General features: G+C 67.6%; 13 protein-coding genes and 1 tRNA gene. 7 read left to right on the top strand and 7 right to left on the bottom strand.

The window, feature by feature from the left end; translation table 11 throughout:
• Positions 1-5 precede the first annotated feature (5 nt).
• Entirely contained in the window at positions 6-479 is a 474-nt protein-coding gene (locus GKZ92_RS02190) for a Dps family protein (RefSeq protein WP_006359004.1), read from the top strand.
• Between the two features lie 102 nt (positions 480-581).
• Here GKZ92_RS02190 and GKZ92_RS02195 read toward each other — a convergent pair whose 3' ends face one another.
• Positions 582-1,109 carry a hypothetical protein gene (locus GKZ92_RS02195; protein ID WP_035754768.1) on the bottom strand — a complete coding sequence of 176 codons (528 nt, stop codon included), beginning with the start codon at positions 1,107-1,109 and terminating at the stop codon, positions 582-584.
• Positions 1,110-1,317: 208 nt separating this feature from the next.
• Here GKZ92_RS02195 and GKZ92_RS02200 point away from each other — a divergent pair, with 208 nt between their 5' ends.
• The 3 genes from GKZ92_RS02200 (at position 1,318) to GKZ92_RS02210 (ending at position 5,651) form a co-directional block, all read left to right on the top strand.
• Positions 1,318-2,769: a hypothetical protein gene (locus GKZ92_RS02200; protein ID WP_035754703.1), complete on the top strand. Its 1,452-nt coding sequence runs from the start codon at positions 1,318-1,320 to the stop codon at positions 2,767-2,769.
• Between the two features lie 65 nt (positions 2,770-2,834).
• The gene (locus GKZ92_RS02205; RefSeq protein ID WP_006359007.1) at positions 2,835-4,193 is read left to right on the top strand and encodes a DUF2252 domain-containing protein; all 1,359 of its coding nucleotides are present in this window, start codon (positions 2,835-2,837) and stop codon (positions 4,191-4,193) included.
• Positions 4,194-4,262: 69 nt separating this feature from the next.
• A complete protein-coding gene (locus GKZ92_RS02210) occupies positions 4,263-5,651 on the top strand; it encodes a dipeptidase (protein WP_035754705.1) in 1,389 nt (462 codons plus the stop codon).
• Here the strand turns inward: GKZ92_RS02210 and GKZ92_RS02215 are convergent.
• A complete protein-coding gene (locus GKZ92_RS02215; protein WP_372512889.1) occupies positions 5,648-6,709 on the bottom strand; it encodes an acyl-CoA dehydrogenase family protein in 1,062 nt (353 codons plus the stop codon). The genes GKZ92_RS02210 and GKZ92_RS02215 overlap by 4 nt on opposite strands.
• A gap of 195 nt (positions 6,710-6,904) precedes the next feature.
• Between GKZ92_RS02215 and GKZ92_RS02220 the strand changes: the two genes are divergently transcribed.
• Positions 6,905-7,360, top strand: a complete 456-nt coding sequence (locus tag GKZ92_RS02220) for a helix-turn-helix domain-containing protein (RefSeq protein ID WP_035754710.1) — start codon at positions 6,905-6,907, stop codon at positions 7,358-7,360.
• 187 nt (positions 7,361-7,547) lie between these two features.
• On the top strand, positions 7,548-8,801 hold the full coding sequence (locus tag GKZ92_RS02225; protein ID WP_051405984.1) for a serine hydrolase domain-containing protein: 1,254 nt from the start codon (positions 7,548-7,550) through the stop codon (positions 8,799-8,801).
• Positions 8,802-8,832: 31 nt separating this feature from the next.
• Here the strand turns inward: GKZ92_RS02225 and GKZ92_RS02230 are convergent, their stop codons facing one another.
• Both GKZ92_RS02230 and GKZ92_RS02235 read right to left on the bottom strand, forming a co-directional pair.
• On the bottom strand, positions 8,833-9,447 hold the full coding sequence (locus tag GKZ92_RS02230; protein ID WP_035754712.1) for a lipocalin family protein: 615 nt from the start codon (positions 9,445-9,447) through the stop codon (positions 8,833-8,835).
• Between the two features lie 142 nt (positions 9,448-9,589).
• A complete protein-coding gene (locus GKZ92_RS02235; protein WP_035754714.1) occupies positions 9,590-10,015 on the bottom strand; it encodes a DUF7144 family membrane protein in 426 nt (141 codons plus the stop codon).
• Between the two features lie 200 nt (positions 10,016-10,215).
• On the opposite strand from GKZ92_RS02235, the gene GKZ92_RS02240 reads away from it, so the two are divergent.
• Positions 10,216-10,289: transfer RNA gene (locus tag GKZ92_RS02240), tRNA-Pro, on the top strand.
• A 104-nt stretch (positions 10,290-10,393) separates the two neighbouring features.
• Here the strand turns inward: GKZ92_RS02240 and GKZ92_RS02245 are convergent.
• Genes GKZ92_RS02245 through GKZ92_RS02255 form a run of 3 tightly spaced genes read right to left on the bottom strand, consistent with a single transcriptional unit; the run spans position 10,394 to position 12,322 of the window.
• The gene (locus GKZ92_RS02245; RefSeq protein WP_035754773.1) at positions 10,394-10,585 is read right to left on the bottom strand and encodes a hypothetical protein; all 192 of its coding nucleotides are present in this window, start codon (positions 10,583-10,585) and stop codon (positions 10,394-10,396) included.
• A gap of 11 nt (positions 10,586-10,596) precedes the next feature.
• Positions 10,597-11,292 carry a haloacid dehalogenase type II gene (locus GKZ92_RS02250; RefSeq protein ID WP_035754716.1) on the bottom strand — a complete coding sequence of 232 codons (696 nt, stop codon included), beginning with the start codon at positions 11,290-11,292 and terminating at the stop codon, positions 10,597-10,599.
• Positions 11,293-11,326: 34 nt separating this feature from the next.
• Complete coding sequence (locus tag GKZ92_RS02255) at positions 11,327-12,322, bottom strand: metallophosphoesterase (protein ID WP_006359016.1); 996 nt, start codon at positions 12,320-12,322, stop codon at positions 11,327-11,329.
• Positions 12,323-12,400: the final 78 nt, after the last annotated feature.

A 12,400-nucleotide genomic window follows, 5' to 3' on the forward strand; every position in this document is an offset into this window, starting at 1 on the left:
TGATCATGACCACCCCCATCACCAGCACCCTCACCGACGAGCAGCAGTCCGTGGCCGGTAAGGCCCTGCAGGACACCCTGGTCGACCTCATCGACCTCACCCTGATCGCCAAGCAGGCCCACTGGAACGTCGTCGGCAAGCAGTTCCGGTCGGTGCATCTCGACCTCGACGAGCTCGTCACCGTGGCCCGTGAGTTCACCGACGCCGCCGCCGAGCGCGCGACCGCCATCGGCGTCAGTCCGGACGGCCGTGCCGAGACCGTGGCCAAGACCGCCAACACCAAGGGCTTCGGCGAAGGCTGGACCAAGGACACCGAGGTCGTCGACGCCGTCGTGGCGAACCTGAAGGCGGTCATCGCCGGTCTCCGCGAGCGCATCGAGGTGACCGAGGAAGCCGACCCGGTGACGCAGGATCTGCTCATCTCGTTCGCGTCGAAACTCGAACAGCTGCACTGGATGTGGCAGGCGCAGTCCGCCTGATCAACCGGATGAGCCCTCAATCGGGGCCTCTCACAGCAACGGACCCCGCCACCGGCGGGGTCCGTTGTATTCGACTGTCTCGGTGGCTCTTCGACGAAGGCGTCAGTCGCCCGCCGGCTCGCCGGTCTTCTTGTCGGCCACCTCGGCAGCGGGCGTGGACACGCCCGCGTCGTCGTCGGCGTAGGAATCGCGGAAGGAGACACGCGGGGTCGACGCCGAGTGGTACAGGGCGATGCCGGTGAAGACGAGTGCGGCCAGGATGAAGATCGCCGAGGCCGCGATCGTGACGATGTGGACCACGGTGGCGTACACGCCGTCCAGCGGCCCGACCGCGACTGCTCCCGCGGCGGCGAGGACTGCACCCAGCAGGGCCCAGGCCGCCGAGCGAATCCACGGCGCCACCACCGATGCGTAGAAGAGACGCTGATAGATGGTGAGCGAGAACTCGTCCACCGCTGCCAGTCGGACCTCGTCATCGCCTGCGAGCTCGCGCAGCTCGCGCGCCAGTGCTGTTTGTCGTTGCAGGGTTGTGGACTCCCGTTCGCGGTAGCGCACGAATGCAGCCGCACCGAACGCCGACGCGAGAAGACCCAACCCGACCATCACACCCCAATAGTCCACGGCACACACGCTACAACGCGGTCCGACACCGCTCGTGAACCAGGTCACATGCCCGCCGGTCGGTGCCGGTCACGACGGTGTGGGCCGAGGACGGGTGCTTGCCGGAGGTCGTAGGGACGTGCTGCCGCTGATACGTTGGGCGACCGTCTGCGCCAACGCTGGTCGAGACCCATCCGACCCCTGGTCGAGCGGAGCCGAGGACGGGAGGAATGCACTGGTGACGATTCGGATGATCGGGGCGTCGATCGTCTGCGTGATGGTTGGGCTCTTCATCAGCGCATCGGCGGGGCAGGCCGAAACCGACCGGGTCCTGGCGTTCGCCGACCCACGGCCGGGTGCCGCCGTTCTGACCGGCGCGGAACCGGATTCGGTCCTCGTCAGCCGCGAGTTCTACTCCCGATCCGACGAGGCGATCCTCCTCGGGCCGGGTGCCCTCGACGATCCCGAAACCCGGCAGCGCGTCGCAACGGCCGCCGGTGAAAAGCACGTCCCGGTGCTCACCGTGCGCCCGGAGACCGCGCACAGCGTCGATGAGGAGTTGCGGCGGCTCGGTGTCCAGCGGGCGGTCCGCGTCGGCGAGATCGACGGGCTCGACAACCGCAGGTCGATCGACCTCGAGGACCTGCGCGGCAACCTGCGCCCGAGCGCGGACGAGCCGATCGTGATGGTCGCCCGCGGTATCCCGATGGACGCGATGCTGACCGCCCGTTCTGCGGGGCGCGTCGTCGAGGTGCCCGTCCCCGACCCCAGGGCAGGTGCCGACGCCGTCGCTGCGGTGAGCGGCGCGTCGTCGGCGACCCCGATCCGCGCGGTCGGTCCCGGCTTCGGCGACGACGAGACGTTCGCGGCCCGTGTCGATCAGGCGCGTCGGACGCCGGAGCTCCCCGGCGGTGGGCAGATCGTGTTCCCGGGCCGTCGAATGGTCGCGCTGTACGGTTCGCCCGATGCGCCGGCGTTGGGTCCGCTCGGCCGGCAGGGCATCGAGGCGTCGATCGACCGCGTCCGGCGACTGGCCGCCGACTATCAGCAGGTCAGCGCCGAACCGGTGGTCCCGGCGTTCGAGATCATCGCGACCGTCGCGTCGTCGGAGCCGGGCGAGGGGTCCCGGTATACGAACATGATCGACCCGGAAGTGCTGCGGCCCTGGGTCGAGGCCGCCGGCCGCGCCGGGGTCTATGTGACCCTCGACCTCCAGCCCGGACGCATGGACTTCCTGGCGCAAGCCCAGCGGTATGCGGACCTCCTGGCGCTGCCGCACGTCGGGTTGGCGCTCGACCCGGAGTGGCGTCTCAAGCCGGATCAGGTGCACCTCACGCAGATCGGGTCCGTCGAGGCCGACGAGGTCAACCGCACGTCGGATTGGCTCGCGGGGCTGGTACGCGATCGGGGACTGCCGCAGAAGCTGTTCGTGCTCCACCAGTTCGACGCCGGCATGCTCGCCCAGCGGAAGAACATCGTCACCGATCGACCCGAACTGCAGGTGGTCCTGCACGCCGACGGGCACGGGACGCCGCCGGTGAAGATGGAGACCTGGCGCAGATTGCTACACGATCTCCCCGCGGGAGTGTGGATGGGCTGGAAGAATTTCTACACGGAGGACAAGCCGACGTTCTCGCCGGCGACGACCATGGCGGTCGCGCCGACACCCTGGTTCGTCTCGTACCAGTAGCGCCGGGAGGCCCACCTCCGGGCTCCGACCGGTGCCCGGGACACGCTCCACAGGGAGGAGCCCCGGTGACCACCACCCCCGCCGACCTGGCCGCCTGTCCGACGCGCGGCGAACGTGCCGACCCGCTGACGATCCTCGCCGCACAGGCGCGCAACCGCGTGCCCGAACTCATCCCCGTCCGGCACGCGCGGATGGCGGCGACACCGTTCACCTTCTATCGCGGCGCCGCCGCGGTCATGGCCGACGACCTGTCCCGGACCCCCGACACCGGCATCATCACCCAGCTGTGCGGGGATGCCCACCTCAGCAACCTCGGCCTGTTCTTCAGTCCGGAGCGTCGAATGGTGTTCGACCTCAACGACTTCGACGAGACCCACATCGGTCCCTTCGAATGGGACGTGAAACGACTGGCCGCGAGTTTCGCGATCGCGGGACGTGACAACGGGTTCGACGACACGACCAACCGCAAGATCGCCAAGACGGTGGCGAAGGCGTACCGCCGGACCATCAGACGGAGCGTCTCGATGACGACCCTCGAGTGCTGGTACGCCGGAATCGATGTCGAGTCCATGTTCGCGGATCTGGGCGATCGCCTGGACACCTCGATGACCGAGCGGACGCAGAAGGCATTACGCAAGGCCCGGCACCGCAACAGCGCGCAGGCCCTGGCCAAACTCTGCGAGATCGACCCGGATGGCAACGCGCACATCCGCAGTGAACCGCCCTTGTTGGTCCCCCTGACGGAACGCTTCACCGACGAGGACGCCGCCGTGGTCGAGGAACGGGTCCGTGAGCGCGTCGACAGTTACCGGGCGACACTGCCGTTGCATGTGCAGACCCTGCTTGCCCAGTTCTCGCTCGTCGACATTGCGTTCAAGGTCGTCGGTGTGGGCAGTGTCGGAACCCGCGCGTGGATCGTGCTGATGATGGGCAGAAATTTGGAGGACCCGCTCTTCCTGCAGGTCAAGGAGGCACAGCGGTCGGTCCTTGCCGATCATGTGCCGTCATCGGGTTTCGACAACCAGGGACAGCGCGTCGTCGAGGGCCAGCGGCTCCTGCAGGCAGCCAGCGATCTCTTCCTCGGCTGGTCGACGGGACTCGACGAGAACGGCGATCGCCGTGACTTCTACGTGCGCCAGCTCCGCGACGGCAAGGGGTCGGTCGTCGTCGAAGCGCTCGGACCCGATGCGATGAAACTCTATGCGCGCCTGTGCGGGATGGCACTCGGTCAGGCGCACGCCCGCACGTCGACGCGGTTCGACATCGCGCGGTATCTGTCCGAGACAGCGGGTTTCGCCGACGCGATGGCGGAGTTCTCGATCTCCTACGCTGATCTCAACGACGCCGACCACGTCCAGATGACGGCGGCGATCAACCGTGGCGAGCTGAGTGTGCACGACCTCGCCGCGGAGGGAAAGAGCTGACGCGTGCCCGGCTGTGGTACACAGACCGCAGGGCGAACCGACAGTGAGAGCCGACAGGGAGACGTGTGCATGGACGACGCGACATTGCGGGATCGGGTGCGGGAGTTGATGGCTCGCGCGAAGTCGGATCTGGCGGAGATGGTGCGGTTCCGGTCGGTCCACGACCCGCAGCAGTTCCCGCCGGAGGAATGCGACGGGATGGTCGACTGGCTGCTGACGGCCTTCCGTGAGCTGGGCGTCGACGATGTCGCCGCGCATGTGACCAGTGATGGTTCCAAGGCGGTCACCGGACAGATCCCGGGCCCCGAAGGCGCGCCGACGGTCCTGCTGTACTTCCACCACGACGTGCAACCTCCGCTGGGTGACGACGAATGGGATTCCCCGGTTTGGGAGCTGACCGAGCGCGACGGTCGCTGGTTCGGACGCGGAGCCGCCGACTGCAAGGGCAACATCGCCGTACACCTCACCGCGTTGCGTGCGCTCGCCGGCGACCTCGGCGTCACCGTGAAGATCATCGGCGAGGGGTCCGAGGAACAGGGGACCGGCGGACTCGAGCACTTCGCGGTCGAGAACCCCGACCTGTTGCGCGCCGACGCCATCCTGATCGCCGACTCCGGCAACTTCGCCGTCGGCAGACCGAGCCTCACCACGACGCTGCGCGGCATCGCCAACATCGACGTGTCGGTCGAAACCCTGGAATCGGCAATGCATTCCGGGATGTTCGGCGGAGCCGCACCCGATGCGCTCGCCGCCCTCATCTCGATGCTCGCCACCCTGCGCGACGAGCACGGCAACACCACGATCACCGGCCTCGAAGCCGACGCCGAGTGGCCCGGCGTGTCCTATCCACCCGAGCAGTTCCGTTCGGATGCAACGGTTCTCGACGGCGTCGAACTCGTGGGGTCCGGGTCGGTGTCGGACATGGTGTGGGCGCGGCCGGCGGCGACGGTGCTCGGTATCGACTGCCCACCGGTGGTCGGGTCCTCCGCGGCCGTCCAGCCGCGGGCACGGGCGCGCATCAACCTCCGCGTGCCCCCGGGAATGGACCCGACCTACGCCCAGGACGCGCTCATCGAACACCTCAAGGCGGTCACCCCGTGGAATGCGCGGGTGTCCTTCGAACGCGAGGCGGTGGGTTCGCCGTTCGTCGGCTCGACCTCCGGCCCGGCCTACGAGGCGCTCACCGACGCGCTGGCGACCGCCTACGGCAGCGAGGTGCTGATCCAGGGGCAGGGCGGGTCGATCCCCCTGTGCAACGTCCTGCAGAGCACCTTCCCGGACGCCGAGATCATGCTGTTCGGCGTCGAGGAGCCGCAGTGCCTCATCCACGCGCCGAACGAGAGCGTCGACCCGACCGAGATCGAGCGGATCGCGCTCGCCGAGGCTCTCTTCCTGCGTGATTACGCGACGCGCACGGCGCAGGCGCAGAAGTCGGACGCCACTACCGGCGAGGTCTAGCGGGGGTCGGGTGCGTCGGCGAACCGTCGGACGAGGAGGTCCTTCAGCTCGGGCCGGCTCGCCGCGACGAGGATGAACGAGGCCTCACGGAACAGGCGCTCCGCGTCGTTGCTGCGGCGCAGTGCCTCGCCGCCGCGCGCCGCGACCAGGGCGGCGACCGCGTCCAGGGCGAGTCGGGCGGCGTCGGCGCGGGCCGCCAGCAACGCCGCGGCGTCGTTCATCGCCGAGTCGAGGGTCACCCGTGCCTCGTCAGCGCGCTCGCGGAGTCGTCGTGCGGCCGGCGCCTGTCCCGCGACGTCGAGGAGTGCCGTGCAGCGTCGGACGAGTCCGAACGGCAGCGTGCCGTTGAGGCGTACGCCGACGTTCTGATTGGCGAAGAACTCGTCGAGCGTGACCCGGCTGACTACCCGGGCGTCGGGAACCGCGAGGCCGCCGACCTGCAGTGACACAGTCGCCGTCGCCGCCGCGGCCGTCAGCTCGACCGGGGATGCCCGGACGTCGGTCGAAAGGTCTGCGGTGGGCAGGATCGCGGCGATGACGTCGTCGGTCGCCGTGTCGCGGGCGGAGATCTGCAGGAGGTCGACGACACCCCAGCCGCTGACGAACGGGGCATGCCCGCTGAAGATCCAGCCGTCGTCGGTGCGGGTGGCGGTCATCCGGGGCGGAGTCGGCACGACGCCGGCGTAGGCGACCCCCGCCCGCAGTCGGCCGGAGACGGTCGGCTCGAGCAGTTCGTCACGTAGCGACGGGTTCGCGGTTCGCGACAGCGAGATGACGACACCGTGGTGCTGGAGCCAGGTGAACGCGGTTGACAGGCAACCGCTGACCAGTACCTCCAGGATCTCCGTGACCTCACCAAACTCGAGCCCGGGTCCGCCGGCCTCGACCGGGGCGGCGATTCCGTAGAGGCCGGCGTCGGCGAGCGCCCGCCAATGGGATGGGGGTACGACGCCGGTCCGGTCGACCTCGGCGGCGGCCGGGAACAGGACGTCGTCGGCGACGCGAAGCGCCGCTGCTCGCAGGGTGCTCCGGCGCATAACCGGGTCCTGGTTGCTCACGGCGTCCACATTACGTCGCAGGAGAAGTGGACGTCTGACCCACTCCCTGAGCGAAGTGGATAGGGAAAGTCCGCGTCCCGCAGCACAATCCCGTGACAAGGACCTGTCGATTTGGGACCAAAGGCCCAAGACCGGGGATCGGCCCGTCGGTAACCTCTGATGTGGGTTGGAGGAGACTTTCGTGAAAGGAATCAGGTGGGCCCAGGTCCCAATGGTGGTGACGGGCAAGTGATGGACATTGCGCCGGAACGTGTTTCGCCTAGCGAGCAGGTTTCTCGTGTCGGAGTGTCTGACTTGCGTACCAGTGAGCGGTATCTACGCGCCGCAGTCACCGACCTCATCGAGCGTAATTTCCGCGACCCCGATTTCAGTGTCGAGGTGGTCGCACGGCACCTTCACGTGAGTCGACGGCACCTCTACCGGGTCCTCGCCGGCAGCCCGACGTCGCTGGCCGAGATGATCGCCGACCGTCGTCTGGAGTGGGCGCGTCGCCTGCTGACGGGTCCGGGGAACCTGAAACTCGAAGCGGTGGCGCATGCTTCGGGCTTCGCCTCGACGGCGACGATGCGCAACCGCTTCCGCGCCAAGTTCGGTCTCACGCCCGACGAATTCCGGCGCACCGCACTGGCAGCCGACGCAGAAGCCAGTTAATTGATTTCGGCGCAAGCACTTTGGTGCTTGCGCCGAAATTGCGTAGCGGCATTCGGGGCCCATCGTGAGTCAATGCATCCCGGCTACCTGGTGCCGGAATTGTCGGGATTGGGCACGGTGACGTCTCTCGCGTGATACGACTACATCGCACGTCCGTCATGGAACGGGCCGATGGAAGGCGTACAGCGTGAAGAGCTTCCGATGTCGGCCGCCGGGACGGACGCGCGGCCGTGCACCGCTCGTCTCCATCGTCACGTGTGGCCTGGTCCTGTCCGGGTGCTCCTTCGATGGCTCGGCAACGGAATCGAATCCCGAACTCAAACAGGTCGATGTCGCAGCGATGAGCGCAACCCTCGACGACACGATCGAGGAACTCCTGGTACCCGGTGCCCTCGCGCTGATCCAGACCCCGGCAGGCACCTACACCGTCTCGGCCGGCACCACGACAATGGGCGATGACATCGCGCCCGCGGCCGCCGACCAGTTCCGGATCGGATCGGTCACCAAGACGATGACCGTCGCCGCAGTTCTACAGCTGATCCAGGAAGAGAAGATCGGCGTCAACGACCCGATCGACAAATCCGTCCTCGGCGTTCCCGAGGGTTCCGAGATCACCATCGCGCAGTTGATGAGCATGCGCAGTGGATTGCACAACTACCTCGACACAGACGGATTCCGTGCTGCCTTCGGATCGGATCCGACGAAGGTGTGGGCCCCGTCCGAGCTCCTGGCCCTCGGCTTTTCCCAGCCCTCGGGCTTCGCGCCGGGCACGCAGTTCGACTACTCCAACACCAACACCGTCCTGCTGGGCCTGGTCGTGGAGAAGGCGGAGGACAAGTCCCTCGCGCAGGTGTTCGCCGACCGGTTCTTCGGGCCTCTCGGCCTGACCCGTACCTCGCTTCCCGCCGCGACCGACACGACCCTCTCGGCGCCGTTCTCGCACGGATATCAGTATGGCCCGCTGCAGGTCTCGGACAAGCCGATGACGCCCGAGGAGACCGCGGCGGCGAGAGCCGGGTCCCTGCTACCCAACGATGTGACGGTGATGAGCCCCTCGTGGGCCTGGGCGGCCGGTGGCGTCGTCTCGACCGCCGACGACCTGATGACCTGGATCAAGGCGTTCGTCGGCGGAGATCTTCTCGACGACGCCAACCAGCAGCTGTGGTGGGACAGCATTCGGATCCAGCACGACGAGGATCCCCGGGTGTTCTACGGCTACGGGATCACCGAGGTCCGGTTCGGGGAGAACCGCCTCACCTATCACGAGGGCCAGCTCCCCGGTTTCAACACGATGGCGGTCCATGACGAGGCGAACGACGTCAGCATGGTCGTCTGGACCAATCTCTCAGTCACACAGGACGTCGACAATGCGTTCACCGTGATGGCGAGACTGCTACAGCACATCTACAACACCCCGGCGGACACACCACCAGCACGGTGAGGGGCCCGCCGACGGCCTATGGGACAGATCCTCAGATCGTGCAGAGCGGGGAGTAGTCGCTGCGGCCGCCGGTGGTCGGTGAGACGAGGAACGTGCACGGGTTGAATCCGACCTTCTCGATCTCCTTCGTCAGGCGACGCAGTTCGGCGTCGGTGACGACCTTGTCGCGGGAGAGCAGGAATCCCGAGGCGCGACTGGGATCGCCGACGATCGAGTACTTGTAGGGGCCGTTCGGGTTCTCGCCGTCCTCGATGTGGGCGATGATGTAGTTCGGCGCCCCGTTGGGGTTGATGCTCGCCGGCGTCTGCGGGAACCGAACACTCAGCTGGGCGTTCGACTTCGTGTCGACGACGGTGGCGCGGCCGAGCACTCCGCCCTTCATGCCCGTCGGTCCGGTGCACTGGTTGTCGACGCCGATGGTCTTCTCGTCGATCCGGGTGTAGAAGGCGTTGGTGTCCTTGGCGCAGGTGACTCCCCAGAACGAGGGAACTGTGGCGAGCTGCCACCACTTGCCGAGGTAGCGGTCGATGTCGACCTTCTCCACCGGGGCGAGGGGTGCGGCCTGTGCCGAACCGGTTCCGATGACGAACCCGAGACCGACGACGATGCCGGCCACGAGGGCTGCGAGGGTGCGTGTGACGCGCATGCTGTTTCCTTTCGTGGCCCGATCATCTCCGTCGAGCCCCAACGGGCTGTTGACCAGGGGTTCGGACCACAGCGGGTCACGGATGGGTCGTGGGCATCCTGCAGGCCTCGTCGGCCGGCGTCGTCGCTGGTTGAGCGGGAGATTACAGGTTGTAGGCGTTGTTCGGGTTCCAGGTGGAGACCGCCCAGATGACGATGAGGTCGAGGACGATGATCAGGATCGCCCACGCCGGGTAGTAGGGCAGCCACAGGAACTGGGCGATGATCGACAGCGAGGCGATCACGATGGCCGCGATGCGCGCCCAGTCAGCGCCGACCGCGAGACCACCGGCGATGAGGATGCCGATTATGCCGAGGATCAGGTGGATCCAGCCCCACGCGGTGAGGTCGAACTCGAAGACGTAGTTGCGGCCGACGACGAAGAGCTCGTCGTTGGCGATCGCCGAGATGCCCTGGAAGACCGAGACCAGGCCGGCGACGAACAGCAGGGCCGCGGCGACGATCGAGATCCCGAGGGCGAAGCCCTGCTTGGCGGACGAGTTCGCCTGCTGATCGGGGGAGGCGCTCATGATGGCGTCCTTTCGTGTGGGGTGAACGCCGGCGCCCAGTGATCCTGAGCGACGGCGCGGGGGGTTGTTGCGGGTGGACCTTAACCAAGAATGGGACGTCCGACCCGGATACCACAGCGTTTTGCTCACTTCGGGCACATCTTTGACCAGGCGATTTAGTACTCGGCGGGGGGCCGGTATAAGCTATCGCAGGCTACACACGGGGTGTGGCGCAGCTTGGTAGCGCGCTTCGTTCGGGACGAAGAGGTCGTGGGTTCGAATCCCGCCACCCCGACAGAGATCGACCACGGTCGGTCACCAAGATGTGTTGGTTGAGACACAAGCAGTGAGACCCCGGTCCGCAGAGATGCGGCCGGGGTTTCCTCGTTTTCCGGGTCCTCAGGCGTCCTGCTCGGAGGAGGTGCGACCGCCGACGTGCGCGACGATCGTCGGGTCGTCGCTGACGAACCGGTCGACCTCTTCACCGCCGTCGCAGCGCAGCAGACTCACCGTGATGCCCTCCGGGCCGCGGTGGACGACCCGCCAGCCGGCCCCGGAGTCCTCCCAGCGCCGCAGATCGTCGAGGGTCATGTCGGTGCCGCTCAGCAACCCAGCTGTCGGGCGAGGTCCAGCAGATCCGACGCGTGGAAATCGTTGTCGGGTGACCCGGAATCGTCCTTGGGTTCGCCGCCCCACTCGTCCGGACGCTCGATGAACGCGGTGCGCAGGCCGAAGGATCGTGCGGCGTCGAGGTCGGCTTGGTGCGTCGCGACCATCATCACCTCGTTCGGTTCGACCTCGAGGAGTTCGGCCAGGCCGCAGTAGGTCTCGCGCGCGGGTTTGTAATGCCGCCAGAGGTCGGAACCGCCGATGACGTCCCACGCGAAGTCGTCGTGCCGGGCCATGTCGGTCAGCAACGCCACGGTGCCGTTGCTCAGCGCGCACACGATGAAGTCCCGCTTGAGTCGACGAATCCCCTCGGCGGCGTCGGGCCAACCCGGGATGACCCGCCACGCACGTACGAGCGCGCGGCTCTGATCGGCGTCCAGCGTCACGTCGAAGGCCGCCGCGACCTCGTGGAGGGTGTCGGTCTGTAGATCGTCCAGACGGCGCCAGGGGAGCTCTCCGGCCTCGACGCGCGCGAGGATAGGTGAGTAGCGACGACGCCACTCGCGGGCGAAGTCGGCGGCGGCGACGTCAGGCACGGTGTGTGCGACGGCACCGGAGATCCCGGTGAACCAGTCGGTGACCGTCCCGAAGGTGTCGAACGCAAGGACCTTCACCCCGAGGGAGTTCACGAGTCGGCGCGCTCCCGGCGTGTTCGCTTGCCCGTCACAGGGTTTCGCGGGCCAGCTGCGGCAGCGACTGGTCGGCGTCGTAGTCGGCGTCGCCGTGCGAGACCGGGGTGAGGGTCAGCAGGCTGGCCTCCGGACGGCAGCAGAAACGTGCGGGCGCATACGGGGAGGTACCCAGACCGGCACTGACGTGCAGCTTCATCGACGACCCCCAGTTCGACGGCCCCTTCACCCGGGAACGGTCGATGTGGCAATTCGTGACGAGCGCGCCGAAGAACGGTAGGCACAGCTGCCCGCCGTGGGTGTGGCCGGCCATCACGAGGTCGTAGCCGTCGGCGGCGAAGCGGTCGAGAACCCGGGGCTCGGGTGAATGCGTGAGGCCCAGGCGCAGGTGTGCGAGCGGGTTGGGGCGTCCGGCGACGGTCTCGTAGCGATCCCGTTCGATGTGCGGATCGTCGACACCGGCCGCGACCACGCGCACGCCGCTGACCTCGAGCTCCCGCACGGTGTGCGTGGCATCGAGCCAGCCGCGCTCGGTGAACGCCGCCCGCAGGTCCTGCCAGGGGAGGGGTTCGCCGTGCGTGCGCTGGTGGTCTTTCCGGAAGTACTTGAACGGGTTCTTCGGCTTGGGGCCGAAGTAGTCGTTGGAGCCGAAGACGAACAGACCCGGCCGTGACAGGAGACCGCCGAGCGACTGGATCACCGCGGGCACCGCCTGCGGGTGCGCGAGGTTGTCCCCGGTGTTGACCACCAGGTCGGGTTCCAGCGCCTCGAGCTCGGAGATCCACGCCTGCTTGAGTCTCTGGCCCGGCATCATGTGCAGGTCGCTGATGTGCAGGACCCGCAGGGGAGAGGCGCCGGGCTCGAGGACCGACAGCGTCGTGTGCCGCAGGGCGAAGGCGTTGCGCTCGATGACGGTCGAGTAGACGAGGCCGGCGGCGGCCAGCCCCGCGGCGCCGACGAGTGCGCGCGAACCGACCCCGGAACCGGCCGAACCGAGGCGTGAGCGGAAGTCGAGTTCGGAGTGCTGCATCTGTTCAGAATACGCACCTCCGAGCGCATGCCCACCCCCTTCGGTGGGCCGCACGGGCGACCCACCTCAGAGATGGAG

Origin of the sequence: Gordonia sp. 135, from assembly GCF_009720185.1 — a bacterium.
Classification (GTDB): Bacteria; Actinomycetota; Actinomycetes; order Mycobacteriales; family Mycobacteriaceae; genus Gordonia; species Gordonia alkanivorans.

Bases quoted from the DNA above. Each gene is read 5' to 3' on its own strand.
- GKZ92_RS02255 (WP_006359016.1), bottom strand. From the start codon at position 12,322: ATGCAGCACTCCGAACTCGACTTCCGCTCACGCCTCGGTTCGGCCGGT.
- GKZ92_RS02190 (WP_006359004.1), top strand. From the start codon at position 6: ATGACCACCCCCATCACCAGCACCCTCACCGACGAGCAGCAGTCCGTG.
- GKZ92_RS02235 (WP_035754714.1), bottom strand. From the start codon at position 10,015: ATGAGCGCCTCCCCCGATCAGCAGGCGAACTCGTCCGCCAAGCAGGGC.
- GKZ92_RS02245 (WP_035754773.1), bottom strand. From the start codon at position 10,585: ATGACCCTCGACGATCTGCGGCGCTGGGAGGACTCCGGGGCCGGCTGG.
- GKZ92_RS02230 (WP_035754712.1), bottom strand. From the start codon at position 9,447: ATGCGCGTCACACGCACCCTCGCAGCCCTCGTGGCCGGCATCGTCGTC.
- GKZ92_RS02210 (WP_035754705.1), top strand. From the start codon at position 4,263: ATGGACGACGCGACATTGCGGGATCGGGTGCGGGAGTTGATGGCTCGC.